This window comes from Psychrobacter sp. DWR1-2-3 (assembly GCF_049896465.1).
Taxonomy (GTDB): domain Bacteria; phylum Pseudomonadota; class Gammaproteobacteria; order Pseudomonadales; family Moraxellaceae; genus Psychrobacter; species Psychrobacter maritimus.
Genome location: NZ_JAFCUJ010000001.1, coordinates 751,102 through 770,007 on the forward strand (window position 1 = coordinate 751,102; position 18,906 = coordinate 770,007).

Sequence of the window (18,906 nt, forward strand, 5' to 3'; positions counted from 1 at the left end):
TGGAGGCTGAAAAATAAACCAGCGCCCATCATAACATGATTATTTGCGCTTATTATCTTACAAAAGTTTAGCGGAAAACCTCATACTATTAGTTTTAAATAATTCTTAGCCAGTTATCAGCATGAGCCTTAATAGTGGTATGAATATCGGTTGCATCCTTACTCTTTAAATTATTCACAATCATAGCCATAATAGTTTCACATTTGGCTCGATAGCTTATATTTAGTACTTAACACTTAGTATTCACCACTTAGCCCTTAGCATTAACTATCTACCATCTAACTTTTACTCATTTGCATCATTCTTATTTAGGAGAGCTATTTTGACCCATTTATCATCATCCCACTCTGCCGCTCACAGCATTGTTCGTGGCACTCGTATACTGCCAAAAGCGCTTTTAGCGGTGACAGTCGGACTTGCACTTACCAGCTGTAGCAACTCTGACAATGCGGCAACTGACGGTACAACTGCCAGTACAGAAACGCTTAATTTGTATAACTGGTCTGAGTATATGCCGCAGGAAATTCTCGATGGCTTTACCGAAGAGACGGGCATTCGGGTCAATTACACTACCTTTGATTCTAACGAAGCCATGTACGCCAAGCTTAAATTGCTTGATGACTCTAGCCAATATGATTTAGCGATTCCATCGACCTATTATGTCGAAAAAATGGCCAAAGAAGGGTTGCTACAAGAGCTGGATAAATCCAAATTAAGCAACTTTAAGAATCTTGATACCTCATTTACCAATACCAAAGTTGACCCAGAAAACAAATATTCGATTCCTTACATGTGGGGCAGCACCGGTCTTGCCATCAATGGCGAAGCGGTCGATCCTGCGACCGTAAATAGCTGGAATGACTTATGGCGTCCTGAGTATAAAGGTCAAGTGATGCTGATGAATGACATGCGCGAAGTGTTTGGTATGGCGCTATTGACCCTTGGCTATTCAGGTAATAGTAAAAACCCTGACGAAATCAAAGCTGCTTATGAGAAGCTAACAACCTTGATGCCAAATGTAAAAACCTTTAACTCCGATGCCTCGCGCATGCCGTATATGGAAGGCGAAACCACGGTTGGTATGAGTTGGAATGGTGAAGCTATCATCGCCAATAACGAAGGCTTGACCAGCTTGGTGTATAAATACCCAACTGAGGGCGCTATCTTATGGATGGATAACTTTGTGATTCCAAAAAACGCCAAACAGGTCGATGCAGCACACAAATTTATTGACTACTTACTGCGTCCTGAGAACTCTAAAATCGTCAGCGAAGAGATTGGTTATGCCTCGCCTAACATCGCCGCGCGTGAGATGATGCCAGAAGAGGTTAGAAACAATCCAACCATTTATCCAAGCAAAGATGTCCTAGCAAAAGCTGAATTCCAAGAAGATGTCGGTGATGAAGCCTTGCAAGTTTATCAGCAGTATTGGGATAAGCTGAAAACCGGTCGTTAATCATTGTTTGTTAAAATATGATTATTAATGGTTGATGGTTAATAGCTGTTTTTATTAAATATGGTTATAAAAAAACGCTGACCTTATAGAGTCAGCGTTTTTTATTTGTCTTTTATTTATTTTTCTATTTATAAATGCAAATCAGTTTCGCTGCCTTTATGCTCAATACGCCGCTGCTCGCGGCGCTGATAACGCAGACCTGAGGCGGCAAACCATTGCGGCTTGGTGGTTTGTAGCAAATCACTGAGCCGCTGCAGTTGTAGTTGTAAGGTTTGAGTTAACCAAAAATAGCCTTGCCACTCAAAGCCTAAGTTTTCTACACTTGGATATTCTGATACCGCAATGCGCGTAATAGGACGAAATACCTCATCGTTTGGGCTACGTAATACCGCCGCCATATGCTGCATCGCTTGCGTTAATTCATGCTGATAATGGATAAGCAAAATATGATTTTCATCGTCAATTTCAATATTCGCTAAGCGCGGCGCGGCACTTAAGAGCAAGTCAATCGTACCAATAATATTACGATGGGTACGCTGAATGGTCTCTAGCGTTTCTTTTTCAATTCCTGATTCACTGGCTGTCGCGGCGATATGCGGGCGCACGGCAAGCAAGCGCTTATTGATTTTTTGCAGGGCTTTGACCAAAGATTTATTAACGGGTGTATCTGGTACAGAGCTGCTCTTTGGATAAATAATACTGGCTGAACTGGTCGCCTTACTATATTTAAATGGCTTGGGTACCAAAACTTCCGCATCAATATGATTGCCAACCCCAGCGTACAAATTACTGCAGGTTTCAAGATTGCTAGCCAATAAAAACCGCCACATTAACGTCGATTTAAGCGGTAAAATTAAGGTTGCTGCTACCGCCACCCCTGCCCCAAGTAAGATATTAAAGGCGCGATATAAACCATCTTGGGCGATATTGCTATGATCAGGGCTTGAAACAATCATCAGCATCGTAATCCCTGTCAATAGACCAATATAACCCAGCTGCTTGACCGCTACATAACCGATGATGCCACTGATAATACCAATCAGCCCGTAATATAACCATAGCCAATGACCGGTATCTTGGATCAGCCATAAGAAACTCAGCCCGACCACCACCCCAAGTAAGGTGCCGAGTATGCGCTCTTTGGCCTTGGTATAAATCGCCCCTTGATATTGCAATAAGCCCAATATCACAAACACGGTAATGGTCGTCCACTCGCCATGCGGCAAGTGCGTGAACTCATTTAACAACAGTGCAATCAGCACGGCCACACCCAAACGTATGGCATGCAAAATATCCGCATGCTGATAGCGGGCATATGGCTCCACAAACGGCGCAGTAAATCGTTGCCAAAAAGTCGGTTTCACGCAGGCTGTCTCTTATAATAAATGAATAAAAATAAATGAATAAAAATGCGGTTAAATAATAACTGCTAGCTTAACTATTGATAAAGCGATAATAAAGCAATGGTCAAAAAATAACGCCTTTCATCTATTAAAAGATAAAAGACGTTAAAGGTCAAAACATGCTAGCACATAACAACAAAAAAGCACGCCAAGATAGTGCTTAGCTGAGAACGTCTGGCTAAGAGCATTTAGCTATTGCTAGAGCCAAATGCTACACCTCTAAGAAATCTAGAATGCCTTCCGCCGCTTCACGACCTTCCCAAATCGCTGTCACGACCAAATCAGAGCCGCGTACCATATCACCACCAGCAAAGATTTTGGGGTTACTGGTTTGAAATTTAAAGGTTTGTTTTTCGGCGGCTACGACCCGACCCGAGCTGTCCATCGAGATTTGCTTCCCTGCAAACCAATCAGCAGGGCTAGGACGGAAACCAAAGGCCAAAATAACCGCATCGCAGGGGATAATTTCTTCTGAATTGGGAATGGGCTCGGGGCGCTGGCGACCACGGTTGTCAGGTGCGCCTAGATGAGTGGTAATCACCTTGACCGCGTTCACTTTGCCATTTAAACCAATGATTTCTGTCGGTTGACGGTTGAATAAAAACTCAACACCCTCTTCGCGCGCATTGACCACTTCGCGGCGGGAGCCGGGCATATTTTCTTCATCGCGGCGATAAGCACAAACCACTTGCTGCGCCCCTTGACGAATACTGGTACGGTTACAGTCCATCGCCGTATCACCGCCGCCTAGCACCACCACTTTTTTACCTTTTAAATCGATATATTCTTCTGGATTTTTCTCCCAGTCGTTGCAGCGATTGACGTTTGCAATCAGGTAATCTAGCGCATCATAGACGCCCTCTAGCTCTTCACCAGCAAAGCCGCCGCGCATATAGGTATAAGTACCCATGCCCATAAATACCGCATCATACTCACTTAGCAGCTCATCAATGCTGACATCAGTACCGATTTCTGTCTCTAAACGAAACTCCATGCCCATACCTTCAAAGATGACACGGCGGTTGCGCATGACGTCTTTTTCCATTTTAAACTCTGGAATACCAAAGGTTAATAAGCCGCCAATTTCAGGGCGTTTATCAAAAATAACAGGCGTCACGCCATTTCTAACTAAGATATCTGCACAGCCCAAACCTGCTGGACCAGCGCCAATAATAGCGACTTTTTTGTCCGTCCAAATCACATCGGACATATCAGGACGCCAACCAAGGGCAAAAGCGGTGTCGTTGATATATTTTTCGACGTTGCCAATAGTCACCGCGCCAAAGCCGTCGTTTAAGGTACAAGCGCCTTCACATAAGCGGTCTTGCGGGCAGACACGTCCACACACTTCAGGCAAGGTATTGGTACGGTGGCACAATTCTGCCGCCTGAAATATCTGACCTTCACTCGCCAATTTAAGCCAATTGGGAATGTAATTATGTACCGGACATTTCCACTCACAGTACGGGTTACCGCATTCAAGGCAGCGATGCGATTGCTGCGCCACTGACTCGCTTTCAAATGGATGATAAATCTCGACGAACTCGGTTGAACGGGTGGCGATGTCTTTTTTGGTGGGCTCAAGGCGTGGTACATCTAAAAACTGAAAACTATTTTCTAAGCGTTTTGCCATGGTATTGTCTCTTTTATATAGAGGTATTTTATAGTGGCTAACGACAGCCAATATCTGCAGCCTTAATGAGGCAAATTTACGGATACGGGCTGTCATTTACCTGCTTAAAATTGTGCATTAAAGCTATGAGTTAAAACTGCTCGTAAACCTCTTGCTAACTCATCCCGTTTATTGTGGATCAGCCGTCGTGGTCTTAAGCAAGGTCGCAACGTTTGCTGCTTTGGGCTTCACCAAATAGAACTTACGCGCATAATGCTCAAAGTCCGCTAAGATGGTCTGCCCCCACGCACTACCGGTTTTATCGACATGGGTTTCAATGACTTGTTGCAAGTAAATACGATGACCTTCCATTTGCTCGCTTGAGATACGGTTTAAATCAATCAGCTCATGATTACAGCGATCAAAGAAGTCACCATCCATATCGAGCACATACGCAAATCCGCCCGTCATACCCGCGCCAAAATTCAGACCCGTACGACCAAGGATGGTAATGATACCGCCGGTCATATACTCGCAGCAATGATCGCCTGTGCCTTCGATGACCGCATGCGCGCCAGAGTTACGTACGCCAAAACGCTCGCCCGCCGTGCCAGCAGCATATAGCTTACCGCCCGTGGCACCATACAAACAGGTATTACCGATGATAGCAGTTTCTTGCGCATGAAAGCTTGAGTCTTTCGGCGGATAAATGACAATCTCACCGCCCGCCATGCCTTTACCGACATAGTCATTGGCATCGCCTTCAAGCTCAATATGTAAGCCACCCGCATTCCAAACACCCAAACTTTGCCCTGCGGTGCCGTTTAAATGCAGCTTAATGGGCATATCACTCATGCCAAGGTTGCCCCATAGCTGCGCAATCTCGCCTGAAATACGCGCGCCGATAGAGCGATCGCAGTTGCCGACGGCATAGCTATAATCGCCGCCGTTACCTTGACGAATATTGAGCAGCATATCGCTAATCATCTGCTCAGCAAGCAAGCCTTTATCAAATGGCTCATTACGCGCAACCTGACAGGTTTGCGCTTTGCCGCTACTGGCTGGATGACTAAATAATAACGGCGTTAAATCCAAATGACGCTGCTTATCGGTATTACCTTCTAACACGTCAAGCAAGTCAGTACGTCCGACCAGCTCTTCCATACTGCGTACGCCTAATGCCGCAAGCCATTCACGCGTTTCAGTCGCGACAAATTTAAAGAAGTTAATGAGCATTTCTGCTTCGCCAATGAAATGCTCATCGCGGAGCTGGGCTTTTTGGGTAGCAACGCCGGTCGGACAGTTATTAAGATGGCAAATGCGCAAATATTTACAACCAACCGCAATCATCGGCGTGGTACCAAAGCCAAAGCTTTCAGCACCGAGAATCGCGGCTTTGACCACATCAAGACCGGTTTTTAGACCACCATCGGTTTGGATGCGGACTTTATCACGCAAGCCATTAACACGTAGCGACTGATGAGTTTCAGCAAGCCCTAGCTCCCACGGCGAGCCAGCATGATGGATAGAGGATAGTGGCGATGCTGCGGTGCCGCCATCATAGCCTGAGATAGTAATTAAATCGGCGTAGGCTTTTGCCACGCCCGTTGCAATCGTACCAACACCGGGACGCGAGACCAATTTTACCGATACCAAAGCATCTGGATTGACTTGTTTTAAATCAAAAATCAGCTGCGCCAAATCTTCAATAGAATAAATATCATGATGCGGCGGCGGTGATATGAGCGTTACCCCGGGTACCGAATAACGCAGACGGGCGATTAGCGCATTGACCTTACCGCCTGGCAGCTGACCACCTTCACCGGGTTTTGCGCCTTGAGCAACCTTAATCTGCATCACTTCTGCTGAACGCAGATAGGCCGGCGTCACGCCAAATCGACCAGAGGCGATTTGCTTAATTTTTGAATTACGCAGCGTGCCATAACGTACTGGATCTTCGCCGCCCTCACCAGAGTTTGAGCGCCCGCCAATGGTATTCATCGCCATGGCAATCGCTTCATGGGCTTCGGGTGATAATGCCCCTAATGACATCCCTGCTGAATCAAAGCGCGTCAAGATTGCTGAGATATCTTCGACCTCATTAACATCGATAGAATTATCAGTTTTTAATTGCAATAAATCACGCAAGGTCGCAACGGGACGGCTATTAACCAAATCGGCATAATGACGATAATTATCATAATTGCCTGTCCGTACAGCGGTATGTAGGCTATTAATGACGTCAGGATTAAAGGCATGGTATTCTTTATTAAAGACAAACTTCAGCAAGCCACCTTGATCGAGGGGCGCACGACGTTTAAAGGCATTGGCAGCCAATTGCGCTTGATCGGCAGCTAAATCGGCAAAGGTTGCACCTTTAATCCGACTTTGCACCCCTTTAAAGCATAAGCTTACCACTTCTTCAGAAAGCCCAACCGCTTCAAATAATTGCGCGCCGCGATAAGAGACAATGGTCGAGATGCCCATTTTTGATAAGATTTTTAGCAATCCTTTATCCAAGCCTTTACGGAAATTTACCCGCGCTTGAATCGGATCGCCAAGCAGTTCGCCAGTCGCTACCAAATCATCAATGACATCATAAGCTAAATATGGATAAACACAGGTCGCGCCAAAGCCAATCAATACCGCTACTTGATGCGAATCACGAGCTAGACCTGTCTCGATAATTAAATTGGCATCGGTGCGAATACCTTGGGCAATTAAGTAATGATGCACCGCACCGGTGACCATAATGGCATTGGCCGGTACTTTATCGGCAGCAATATTTTTATCAGACAAGACAATCAAAGTATGACCAGCACGGATGCTGTTTGCCACTTGCTCACAGATAGCTTTGATGGCGGCTGATAACTCAAGATTGGCATCGTAGTTTAAATCGATACGCGCCAGCTGGAACGCTGGATCATCCAAAGTTTCGAGCTGCTGCATTTTACTGGCTGACAATACCGGCGACGATAAGATAATACGATGGGCGTCGCGTGCTGATGGCGCAAACACATTGGTCTCAGCACCCAAGCAAGTTTGTAGTGACATCACGATGGACTCGCGCAATGGATCAATCGGTGGATTGGTCACCTGTGCAAACTGCTGGCGGAAAAAGTCGCCGACATGGCGAATTTGCTGCGACAGTACTGCCATAGGCGTATCATCACCCATCGAACCGACTGGCTCTTGCCCATTTTCGGCATTAGGACGGATAATTTCGGTGCGCTCTTCATTGGTGATGTGATACATTTTTTGCAATGCTTTTAGCGGCTCGCCGCGGCAGGCTTGTGCGGCTAACTCTTCTTCAAGGCGCTCATCATCACGGATACGGGTTGCTTCTTCACGTAGCCACTTACGATACGGATGGGCCTTTTTAAGCAAGGTAGCAATGGCTTTGGTATCCATGATTTGACCGGTCATGGTATCGATCACCAGCATCTGACCGGGACCGACCCGACCTTTAGCGAGCACGTCTTTTGGCGCATAATCCCAAACGCCAACCTCAGACGCCACAGTGATATAGCCGTTCTTGGTCGTGACCCAACGCGATGGGCGTAGACCATTACGATCAAGCATACAGACAGCATAGCGACCATCTTGAATCACTAAACCTGCTGGGCCATCCCACGCCTCCATATGCTGCGAGTAAAACTCATAAAACGCGCGCAAATCCATATCCATGCTATCGACATTTTGCCAAGCGGGTGGCACCAGAATCGACATCGAATGGAACAGACTCATACCGCCCGACATCAGCACTTCTAGCATATTATCTAAGCTTGATGAGTCTGAGCCGGTGCTATTAACCAGTGGCGTTAGTTCGTTTAAATTGGGCAATTTATCAGATTTTAATTTTGGCGTACGGGCTTCAGACCAGCTACGGTTGCCGGTGATGGTATTCAGCTCACCATTATGCGCCAAATAGCGAAACGGCTGCGCCAGTGGCCAACGCGGTAACGTATTGGTCGAAAAACGCTGATGGAAGACCACAATATGCGAGGCCAAACGCGTATCTTGTAGGTCTAAAAAGAAAACTGGCAGGTCTGATGGCATGACCAAACCTTTATAAATAATCGTCTGACAGTTTAATGAGCATACATAAAACAGCTCGTCATCAACCAAACGCTGTTCAGCTTTTTTACGCGCGACAAATAACTTACGATTAAAATCATCGGCGGCTAGCTCATCTGCTGCATTGACAAATACTTGCTGAAAACCGGGTAAGGTCTCACGACCAATCTCACCAACGATACTCAAATCAAGCGGCACATCACGCCAACCAGCTACCTCTAAGCCTTGGGCGCTAAGCTCTTCATTGAGCACCTGTCGGCTATACTGCGCTTTTGTCTCGTCCAAATTAACAAAGACCATACCTACTGCAAAATTGGCCGTCAGCGTAAACCCTTGCTCAGCTGCAATATTGCTAAAAAACACGCTTGGCGTCGCCAATAATAAACCGCAACCATCACCGGTTTTACCATCCGCGGCGACACCGCCGCGATGGGTCATACAACTTAAGCTGTGAATGGCTGTTTTTACCAAATCATGGCTGGCTTGGCCCTCAATATGAGCAATCAAACCAAAGCCGCAATTATCAGAGAAGTCATCTGGGGTCGCCAAATGCGTAGAGGAGGAAATCATTGACATAGCTTGTCCTTTTAAGTAAGCAGACAGCATATACATCTCATATGATGTACAAACCAAACTCCGCAGGCAGAACGGGTATATATTCACATAAGCGGATTAATAAAACGCAGGCAGAGCAAATAGAGTAAAGATTCTAAAGGTGATAAAAATACTTACCACGATTCTCTTTACTCTTTTAATTACTATACAGTAATTGAAACCTTTACTTTAGGGTTGGCTATTAAAAGGACTGCATTCAGGAGATGAGATAAATGATCATCACCCTATCTATCCTTTTATCCTTAAAGCCCTTATACATCATTCACTATCGATCTTTACAGGCTTGCGCTTTTATTTCAGCAGTTAAGGCGCTCAATGTGAGTCGCATAAACGTTGGTAAATGCTGATATCTGTTAACCACTTCGATAGATAATGCGCCAAGTAAATGATAAGAAAATGATGGGTAAAGTAGCTACTATCACTAGCCTAAACCGTCAAATTTGAATATCAGACGCTCTGTACTCAAGCGCCTTAATGACCCCAATTAGGGTAATAACGAGAGATTGTGCCACTTGCAATAAGCTTAATAGAGATGGCAAGTAGCAGCGCTTGAGACAACAACATAAGCGTAAGTGCTTGTATTTATAGCAAGCCTACTTACTAAATGCTGCGATGTTAGATAACGATTTACGATAACTATACAGAACGTCGCCCATAGTTATCTTAGTTAATGATTGACAAAAAATCTAGTCTTTTCTATGTCTTTGTGCTCTCCATTTTGTAAAAAATTATATTATCAATGATGATGCTATCAGCAACTTTCTCGACTGAGACCCCGTTTAAGCCGTTTATAATGATACTTTTAACTAGCTTTACTATAGCGCTGAGCCTTAATATTAAAACCTAATAACCACTGCATACATTCAAATATAATTTTTCTTACCAAAATCACAGGCACAAAAAAACCTACCAAACAGGATAGCTGGTAGGCTTTCTTAATAAACGCTCATTGAAATTAATTGCTTTTTTCTTCAATAAGCTCTTTTATGCTGTCATTGTTGTTCTTTGAGGCGTTATTTTTTGAGGCATTGTTATTAGCATTGGCATTTTTATTAGCCGCATTGGAATTGGCGTTCTTATTAGCCGCATTGCTGTTTGCATTCGCACTCGGCGGTTTAGGCGCTTCAACCACGGGTGGTTTTTTCGGTTCATTGTTGTTATTTGCTTCAGATTTTCGGCTACTATCTGCATTTTTTGGTGTTGGTGCAGTCGTTGTCTGCTCTTCGATACCGACCGTACGCTCTTCATTGACAGATAAGGTCTCAGAGGTATCGACTGACTGACGAATACTTTCAGCAGTGCTATTATTCGTCCCTTCTTGCGCGCCGCGATTGGCATTACTTGCTGCTTGCTCGTTGGCACTATCGTTAGCTGGTGCTTTCTGACGCACCGGCACTTCGCGTTTGGTTGGGCGCAAATTGACAGCGCGCGTGCGTTTGGTGCTTAAGTCCTTGACGGGATCAGGACGCTCATAATTATCAATAATACTGACGTAGCGATTGATCTCTTCTGGCAACACACGCACATTAGCAGGCAGCTTAAAGTCTATTAGTTTAGCCGCGCCGACCGCTTCTTGTGGACTGCTCATCAGCCCATAAGTCAGCATATAACGTACTTGATTGTTTTCATCAAGGTAGCGAAAATAAGCAAACTTCTCGCGATCTTCACGGCTTTCTAGATAGCTGACAATGACATCATTTTCAGCGACATTCATCACCTGCACCGTCCACTTGCCTTTATTGGCCAGCAGATAACGCTTATCTTTAAACTCATCGGGGTAGCTGCGCAAATCACGGACGGTGGCATCAAAACTAATCGGCTGCACATCGGTATCAAGCTCATGCAAGGATTCTATCTTTAACGGCTGCTCAAGCTCATCAGTTGAGGCTTGTGGCGCTGATATTGGCTCATTCTCGATTTTTTCGCCCATCGCTGGCGTTTGACTAAACATCCAAACTAAGGCGGTAAACACGCCCAATAGCAGTGTCGCTATCAGCCAAATCAGTGCTTGACGGCGATATTTCTGCCCAGCTGTGCGAGTCGTCGAGCGTGATACTGCCATGGAGATGTCCTTGGGGAAAAGTACTTATAAAAATAGTCTGATAAAAAGCCATTTATAACGCAATACTTATAAAGATGCAGTTAAAAAATTGTCACTTAATGATAAGGCCATAAATTAAAATCTTAACGCTATGATGAATAGTATTGACTCTATTATTAACAGTATTGACACCTTTATTAACCTTTATGAGTGATGTTGTGACAATACTTCTGTTAACAGCTCAGCATCGAAATCATTGGTCAATACCGCCTCACCTAATGATTTTAACAAAATAAGGCGGATTTGTCCGTGTTTGACTTTTTTATCATGTCCCATCAAACCTAACGCTGTTTGTACGTCAATAGCGGGTGGCGTGATAGGTAAATTTGCCAATACCAATACGCGCTTAATACGGGCAACGTCAGCACTCGTTAACCAACCAAGCTTTTGCGACAGCTCAGCTGCTTGCACCATACCAGCCGCGACCGCCTCACCATGTAGCCAATTACCATAGCCTTCATGGGTTTCAATCACATGACCAAAGGTATGACCGAAGTTTAATAAGGCGCGCACACCGGACTCTCTTTCGTCTTGTGCGACGATATCGGCTTTGTACTGGCAGCAGCGCTTCACCGCTTCGCCAAGTATGGCTAAATCCAAAGCCATCATCGCTGGTAGATTGTGCTCAAGCCAAGTCAAAAACTCTGCATCCATAATCAGCGCGTACTTAATAACCTCTGCCAATCCTGCTGATAGCTCACGTGCAGGCAAGGTTTTCAGCGTGCTCATATCAGCAAGCACCATTTGCGGCTGCCAAAATGCGCCAATCATGTTTTTACCTTGGGGGTGGTTGATGCCGGTCTTGCCGCCAACGCTTGAATCCACTTGTGACAATAAAGTCGTTGGGATTTGAATAAAATTGACCCCGCGCATAAAACTTGCGGCGGCAAAGCCTGTCATATCACCGACCACACCGCCACCAAGTGCGATTAGGGTCACATCACGGTTAAAGTGCTCGGCCATCAGCGCATCATAAATCTGATTGATACTGCTCTGGTTTTTATATTGTTCACCATCTGGGAGCACACAAACCTTGACGGTAAACTGTGCTTCAAGCTCCTCCTGTAAAGCCTTTAAATATAAAGGCGCAACCGTCTCATTGGTGACGATAAGGACTTGACGAGCTGTAATATAAGGAGCAATTTGGCTTGCCATGCTGCTTTTTTTAGCGCCATTTTCAGCAATGTTATTAGCAGCGTTTTCAGCAGTGTTACTAACAATGTTTTTAGGGTTGCCTGCATTACTATCTTCAGTAATGACGATAGGATAATCATGACTTTGCGTCTGTACTGTTAGGGTGGCATGAAACAGTGGCGTTGCCATGAAAATCTCCTTAAGTATGAGGATTGAATTAAATTGCGCGGCGTTGTTTATTAAACTTTTTCTTATTCATCTTCTTGATGTGCTGAGCTGATAGAAGTTGAGGCACAAAATGCGTCTAGTTGCTGCAATAACTGATTGACCATATGGCGAGGATAGGTATGACCGGTCGGCATGATAATATGCGCCACTTGCCGATATAAGGGGTCGCGAGCGCTGTATAAATCTTGCAATATTTTTCTAGGATTCGGTTGTTGTAATAATGGTCGCGACTTATCTTTGGCAGTACGCGCCATTTGCACGTCCACCGGAGCATTGAGATAGACGACGATGCCGCGCTCTTTAAGAAAGGCACGGTTTTCGGCCGCCATTACTGCGCCGCCGCCGGTCGCTAAGACAATTTGTGATTGCTGCGTCAGCTCATCGATGGCACGCGTCTCCCGTTCGCGAAAGCCCGCTTCGCCTTCTTTAGCGAATATCCAAGCAATATCTGCGCCGGTTTGTGACTCAATATACCAATCACTGTCTACAAACGAGCGCCCTAACTGCTTAGCCAGTAACCTGCCAATGGTGGTCTTGCCTGCTCCCATCGGCCCCACTAGAAATACCGACGGTAATTCCTCAACCATAATACGCACTCAGCTAAATTAGGTATGATACAACGTCATTGATATTCTGGCTAGTAATGCGCGTTGATTATTGTGAGTAAAATCCAAGCACACGCAAAAATTGGCCATAAAAAAAGCAAGCGCTGATGCTTGCTTTTTTTAGTTATAAAGACATTAAACGCTGATTAATTTAAACGGCTGATGCCATCATTAATCAATTTTGGCGTGACAAATATCAATAACTCTTCTTTAGAGTTATTACGGACATCACGGCGGAAGGCACGACCGATATAAGGCAAATCACCTAAGAAAGGTACTTTATCGACACCATTACTGCTACGATTTTTAAAGACGCCGCCTAGAACAATGGTTTGACCGTCTTCAACAATGACGTTGGTCGAGATTGAATCTTCAGCGATCGCTACCTGATTATTAATAATCGTTGGCGTGCCATTGGTAATAACAAGTTGCAAACCAATTTTGCCATCAGGCGTAATGTTTGGCGTCGCTTCTAGACTTAATGCCGCTTCTTTAAAGCTGGTCGTGGTCGCGCCACTGGCCGAGGCTTCTTGATAAGGAATTTGTGTACCAGAAGATACTTTTGCCGTTTGTTTATCAGCCGTCAAAATCTTTGGTGTCGAAATTACTTCACCGCGGTTATCGGCTTGTAGGGCTGATAGCTCAAGATCGAGCATCACATCTGACATGCTAAGTAGCCCAAAAGCGATACTACCCGCTGGGTTAGCAACACCTAAGTCAACGTTTAAGTTATCAGGACGGCTGATGTCATATTTAGGATAAGAAACGGTTTGACCATTCACTGTCGTTGTTTCCACGTCAAAATCTTTTAAATCCCATAGCGTCTGATTACTACCACCGACCAACAAGTTACGGTTATTGGCAGCGCCGTTTGACAAGATACCCCAACGCACGCCGATCTCTTTACTAAAGCTATCGGTAGCACTAACAATACGCGCTTCAATCATTACTTGACGGACTGGAATATCAATTTTACCAATCAGCTTATGAATATTTTCAATGCTTTCAGCGACATCTTTGATAATCAAGGTATTGGTACGCTCATCAACCGTTACCGTACCACGGTTAGACAACAAGGTATTGTTATCAGTAGAATTTGTGTTGCCAGTACCGCTGCCACCAGATGAGCCACTGCCCTGAGAGATAAGCGTCAAAACATCTGCCGCTTTAGCATAGCTTAAGCGAATGTATTCCGTACGTAGCGGCGCATACGACTCAACCGCTTGCTGCGCTTCAAGCTCACGTGCCTCTTGTTCAGCAAGCTCAGTCGAAGGCGCAACCAAAATCACGTTGCCATTTTCACGCTTACCAAGATTTTTACTCTTTAGAATAATATCTAGCGCTTGATCCCAAGGTACATTAATCAGGCGCAAGGTAATATTACCCGCGACCGAATCACTAGCCACGATATTCATATCAGTAAACTGTGCCAAGATATCTAACACACTACGGATTTCAACGTCTTGGAATTCCATAGATAGCGCTTCACCGCTATATACTTTTTCTTCAAGCGTTGGCTCACGAAGTAGCTCAGGCTTGCGGATATTGATATTTAACTGGTTACCCGATTGATAAGCTTGATACTCATAATCTTCTTTAACATTGATGGTGATCACACCATTTTGACCTTGGTTTTTAGTATCAATACTATCAACCAAACCACTATTCACGTTTAAGCGACGTAATAAATTTCTCGGTACGGTACTGCCGGTTAAACGTACAACCAACTTATTACCTTGACGCTGGACGTCAACTGGAATGGCTTCGTTGGCAAGCGCAATACTGACATTACCGCCACCATCATTGCCTGCGGTAAAATTAACCGCCGTTAAACCGTCATAACTATACTGCTTACTCACTTGTGAGGCCGCAAGCTGTGGGCTTAGCAACGGATTGACGCGCACCACCATGGTATCAGCAGGTACTTGGGTTTTGTTTACTGTAGAGCCAGTAGCTGTGGTACGAATAGGCGCAGCTGCTACGCTACTGGTCTCAACTATCGGTGTAACAACAGCAGTGGTAGTGATACCCGCATTGCCATTAAGCACGTCTTGCACAGGGTCATTGGTAACTACTTGATTAACCACTGGACGACTAGGGTCGCTAATCGTTAACAACAAATCATTGCCTTCAATAGCGGTGGTATAATTGCCCGCTTGTTTGAGCCCAACAATCAGACGGGTGGTATTGTCGCTATTTAGGGTAGTGACATCCTTGATCATACCGACGTTATATTCATTAAAACGACTGGCAAGTCCGTTTTGTACCTTTTCAAAATCCAATACCAAACGGCTTGGATTATCAAGCTGATAAGCGGCAGGTAATACTGGTTTGCCGGCAAAGCCCAAACGCATTTGGGTAACGGCCGGTGCGGTCTGTACCACAGAGACGTTATTGATGCGCTGCTCAGCATGAGCACTGCTACTAACTGCTACCATACTCATTGCCAATGCAGAGATGGCAAACGTAGAAGATACGCGGTTGTTCATCGTCATTACCTTGTTATTGCGTACTGTCATTATGTATTCCTCAAAAAATCTGCCGACTTAGCTTATAGGGGAGACCAGCGACTGGGGTTTTTCTACAAACCCAGCGCGGCTGTCTGGCACAATTTCAATCAAGTTAATCTGGGTCGGCGTGATTTCAACAATACGGCCGTCATTTAATCCAAGATAATTACCGACTCTAACGCTCGCAACTGAACCATCGGGGCGCTGTACTAAGGCATATTGCTGACCTTCAGGGGAAATAACGACACCGCGAAAGACGAGTTGCGATAGCTCATATTGCTCAAGCGGTTCTTTTACTCGGGTGATATCAGGGCGCACGCCATCGATAGAGGTAGCAGGGCCTTGAACGTTCACTAAGCTTGGTGGCAAAAATGGACTACGCTGCGCACTGGCACTATAGACAAAATCTTCTACCAGCTCAGCCTTGGGCGGCGGTTCAATCGGCTGCGCTGGCTGGTTACGAATATCAGCCATCGCCTGCTCTGCCATGCCGATACGGTCAGTACAACCCGTTATTGACAAAACAGTGGCGCTTAAAATAAGCAGCATGGGCAGTTTTTGGATATTCATTAGTTGCCTCCTGCAGCATCAGTGGTAGCAGCATCAGGCGCGACAGCTTCATCACCTTCAGGAGCCGCTTCTTTTGAGCGATACGTTTTGGTTTGTAGCACCAGATTGAGCTCAGGTAGAACATCCAAAGTTGGCTGCGGATTACTGACTTCAAAATCATGCATCGTAATGATACGCGGTAAGGCAGCAAGCCCGCTGATAAAGCTACCAAACTGATGGTATTCACCTAACGCGGCAATACGAATAGGCTGCTCGATAAAAAACTCATTTTCAATCTCAGGCTCTACTGAAATATCTTGGAAACGGATATTACTGCCAACGCCCGTCATATTGATACCTTCGACCAATTCTGATACACGGGTATCTTTGGGTAGCTGGTCAAGTAAGGTATTGAACTCCGTTTCCATTTGAATGACTTGCGCTTGATAGGCCTTTAAATGGCGCGCCCGTGATTCTTTTTCACGGTAGCTATCCAGTAAGGTTTGCTGTTGACTTTCAGCAGCAGTAATCTCATCAATTTTACTGCTAATCGGCAATGCCCATGACAGCGCAGCGATTAAGGCAATAATAAATCCAATCACGGTGACTTTGACAGGGAGCGGCCAACTGCCATAGTTCTCAGCATCCAACGACTCAAAGCTGCGGCGGAATTCATTCAAATCAAACGGCTTTTTAGTACTAACCGCCGTCTTTTTGGTTTTAATGAGGCTTTTTTTACGGCTCAGTTTCATAACTCACCTCCAAGCACAGCATTACCATCCGCATCAGTAGCTTCAATCGTTTCTGACTGTACTTTGGTCGTTACCACAAACTGAACATAACTGTCTTCAGGATAAATAGGACGCGGCTGTTCACCAACAGTAACCGTATTATTAAGCGCTGGAGCAGATTCATAAGCAGTGATATTTTGCTGAATATTACTCACTGCTGAATTACCCATCCATTTGCTATTATCAAGGTTACGAATCAAGCTAGAGACAATATTTGGATTGTCAGCAAGACCGGTTAAAGTAAGCACATCACCTTCGCGTTTTAAATTATTTAAATAAAGCGCTGGCGGCATCGCCTTGGCAAGATCATCCCATAACCGTACAGGAACCGGACGTCGACCTTGCAAATCTTGGATAACCTGCATGCGTGAGACGATGTCATCACGGCGCTGCTCTAAGCTATCAATCTCTACCAAGGCTTTATCTAGGCGCGCATTTTCTTGTTCAATCAGTGCATTGGCATCTAACTGCTCATCGAGTTCATTGTTAAAATAACTCCATGAAGCGAATGCCGCCAATAGAGCTAGCAAAGTAACGGCCACCACCAAAGTGATAAATTCTTTATTGCGGCGTTCGCGCTCTTCTTGCCGCCAGGGCAATAAGTTAATACGAGCCATTAGTCGAAGCTCCTTAACGCAAGACCGCAAGCGGCCATTAAGCTTGGTGCATCAAGCGCCAATTGCTCATTATCGATATGTGGAGCAATGGTCATATTGATGAACGGATTTGCCATACTCACAGGTACGCCCAATCTTTGCTGTGCCATACCGGCAAGTCCTGCAATAGAACTACTGCCGCCTGCAAGCACCACATGATCAATACTGGTATATTGACTGGATGAGAAATAGAATTGCAATGATCGAGTAATCTGTTGAATGGTATTTTCTATAAATGGGGTCAACACATCAGGATAGTAATCGTCCGGCAAAGTACGTTCGCGTTTACTAATCGTCGCTTCTTCAGCGGACAATCCGTATCGATTTTGTATCGCTTCAGTAAGCTGCACACCACCAAATAATTGTTCACGACTATATATAAACTCGCCATTTTTAGCAATATATAATGTGGTTTGATTATGACCAATATCGACGACAGCCACCAAATCTGGTACGTTTGGCAGGCTATCTGCCATCAAACCAAAGGCACGCTCAATCGCATGCGATTCGATATCCATCACTTTGGTTTGCAAGCCACCAAAGGTCAGCGCATCCACTCTTTGGTCGACATTTTCCGACCGTGAGGCTGCCAATAGTACCTGCACCATATTGTCATTAACCAAAGAGGGACCCAATACCTCAAAATCCAAATTAACATCTTCTAATGGATAAGGTACGTATTGATCAGCATCCAAGCGGATTTGCGCTTCACGCTCAACGTCGTTAAGCACCATATCCATATCGATGATTTTGGTAATCACGGCTGAGCCTGAAACTGCAGTAGCGGCGTTGCTACCGGCAGCTTGGCAACGTCGCGCCAAGCTTGCTATTGTGTTACCCACCGCTTCAGTGTCTACAATGAGTTTGTCGACGACTACGCCTTCCGGCAACCTTTCTATGCCGTAAGATTTTAGGTGAAATATGCCCTGTTGACGCTGTATGTCAACCAACTTCACTGAGGTGGTGCAAATATCCACGCCAATCAAATGTCGACTCTTAGAAGTAAATAGCCTCACAAACTCTATACCTTATGTTAAGTGTACAATCTGATAGTTATTTGTAATAATTTAGTACAATACTTTACTTAACAGATAGATTCAAGCATTTAAATTACTTATTAAGCAACACTTACACATTTATTATTACTTGCCTATTTTGTTCAAGGTATA

At 45.0% G+C, this 18,906-nt stretch carries 12 protein-coding genes; 1 reads left to right on the forward strand and 11 read right to left on the reverse strand.

The features are described 5' to 3' along the window. Positions 1-322: 322 nt before the first annotated feature. Complete coding sequence (locus tag ACP7AA_RS03110) at positions 323-1,456, forward strand: ABC transporter substrate-binding protein (protein ID WP_426222617.1); 1,134 nt, start codon at positions 323-325, stop codon at positions 1,454-1,456. Positions 1,457-1,584: 128 nt separating this feature from the next. Here ACP7AA_RS03110 and ACP7AA_RS03115 read toward each other — a convergent pair whose 3' ends face one another. The 11 genes from ACP7AA_RS03115 to ACP7AA_RS03165 all read right to left on the reverse strand — a co-directional run bounded on the left by ACP7AA_RS03115 (position 1,585) and on the right by ACP7AA_RS03165 (position 18,753). Then, complete coding sequence (locus tag ACP7AA_RS03115) at positions 1,585-2,820, reverse strand: FUSC family protein (protein WP_201565023.1); 1,236 nt, start codon at positions 2,818-2,820, stop codon at positions 1,585-1,587. 250 nt (positions 2,821-3,070) lie between these two features. Further along, entirely contained in the window at positions 3,071-4,492 is a 1,422-nt protein-coding gene (locus ACP7AA_RS03120; RefSeq protein WP_426222618.1) for an FAD-dependent oxidoreductase, read from the reverse strand. 168 nt (positions 4,493-4,660) lie between these two features. Beyond that, positions 4,661-9,124 carry a glutamate synthase large subunit gene (gene gltB / locus ACP7AA_RS03125; RefSeq protein ID WP_426222619.1) on the reverse strand — a complete coding sequence of 1,488 codons (4,464 nt, stop codon included), beginning with the start codon at positions 9,122-9,124 and terminating at the stop codon, positions 4,661-4,663. Between the two features lie 994 nt (positions 9,125-10,118). Next, positions 10,119-11,225: a hypothetical protein gene (locus ACP7AA_RS03130; protein WP_426222620.1), complete on the reverse strand. Its 1,107-nt coding sequence runs from the start codon at positions 11,223-11,225 to the stop codon at positions 10,119-10,121. Positions 11,226-11,408: 183 nt separating this feature from the next. Then, positions 11,409-12,587: a 3-dehydroquinate synthase gene (gene aroB / locus ACP7AA_RS03135; RefSeq protein WP_426222621.1), complete on the reverse strand. Its 1,179-nt coding sequence runs from the start codon at positions 12,585-12,587 to the stop codon at positions 11,409-11,411. A gap of 62 nt (positions 12,588-12,649) precedes the next feature. Next, positions 12,650-13,213, reverse strand: coding sequence for a shikimate kinase AroK (gene aroK, locus ACP7AA_RS03140; RefSeq protein WP_201565531.1), 564 nt, complete (start codon positions 13,211-13,213; stop codon positions 12,650-12,652). A gap of 164 nt (positions 13,214-13,377) precedes the next feature. Then, positions 13,378-15,750: a type IV pilus secretin PilQ gene (pilQ, locus tag ACP7AA_RS03145; RefSeq protein WP_426222622.1), complete on the reverse strand. Its 2,373-nt coding sequence runs from the start codon at positions 15,748-15,750 to the stop codon at positions 13,378-13,380. A gap of 27 nt (positions 15,751-15,777) precedes the next feature. Beyond that, positions 15,778-16,311: a pilus assembly protein PilP gene (locus ACP7AA_RS03150; RefSeq protein ID WP_201565523.1), complete on the reverse strand. Its 534-nt coding sequence runs from the start codon at positions 16,309-16,311 to the stop codon at positions 15,778-15,780. Beyond that, the gene (locus ACP7AA_RS03155; protein ID WP_201565521.1) at positions 16,311-17,042 is read right to left on the reverse strand and encodes a type 4a pilus biogenesis protein PilO; all 732 of its coding nucleotides are present in this window, start codon (positions 17,040-17,042) and stop codon (positions 16,311-16,313) included. Before ACP7AA_RS03155 ends, ACP7AA_RS03150 begins: the two co-directional genes overlap by 1 nt. Beyond that, on the reverse strand, positions 17,039-17,698 hold the full coding sequence (locus ACP7AA_RS03160; RefSeq protein WP_372829522.1) for a PilN domain-containing protein: 660 nt from the start codon (positions 17,696-17,698) through the stop codon (positions 17,039-17,041). Before ACP7AA_RS03160 ends, ACP7AA_RS03155 begins: the two co-directional genes overlap by 4 nt. Beyond that, positions 17,698-18,753: a pilus assembly protein PilM gene (locus tag ACP7AA_RS03165; RefSeq protein WP_201625858.1), complete on the reverse strand. Its 1,056-nt coding sequence runs from the start codon at positions 18,751-18,753 to the stop codon at positions 17,698-17,700. Before ACP7AA_RS03165 ends, ACP7AA_RS03160 begins: the two co-directional genes overlap by 1 nt. Positions 18,754-18,906: the final 153 nt, after the last annotated feature.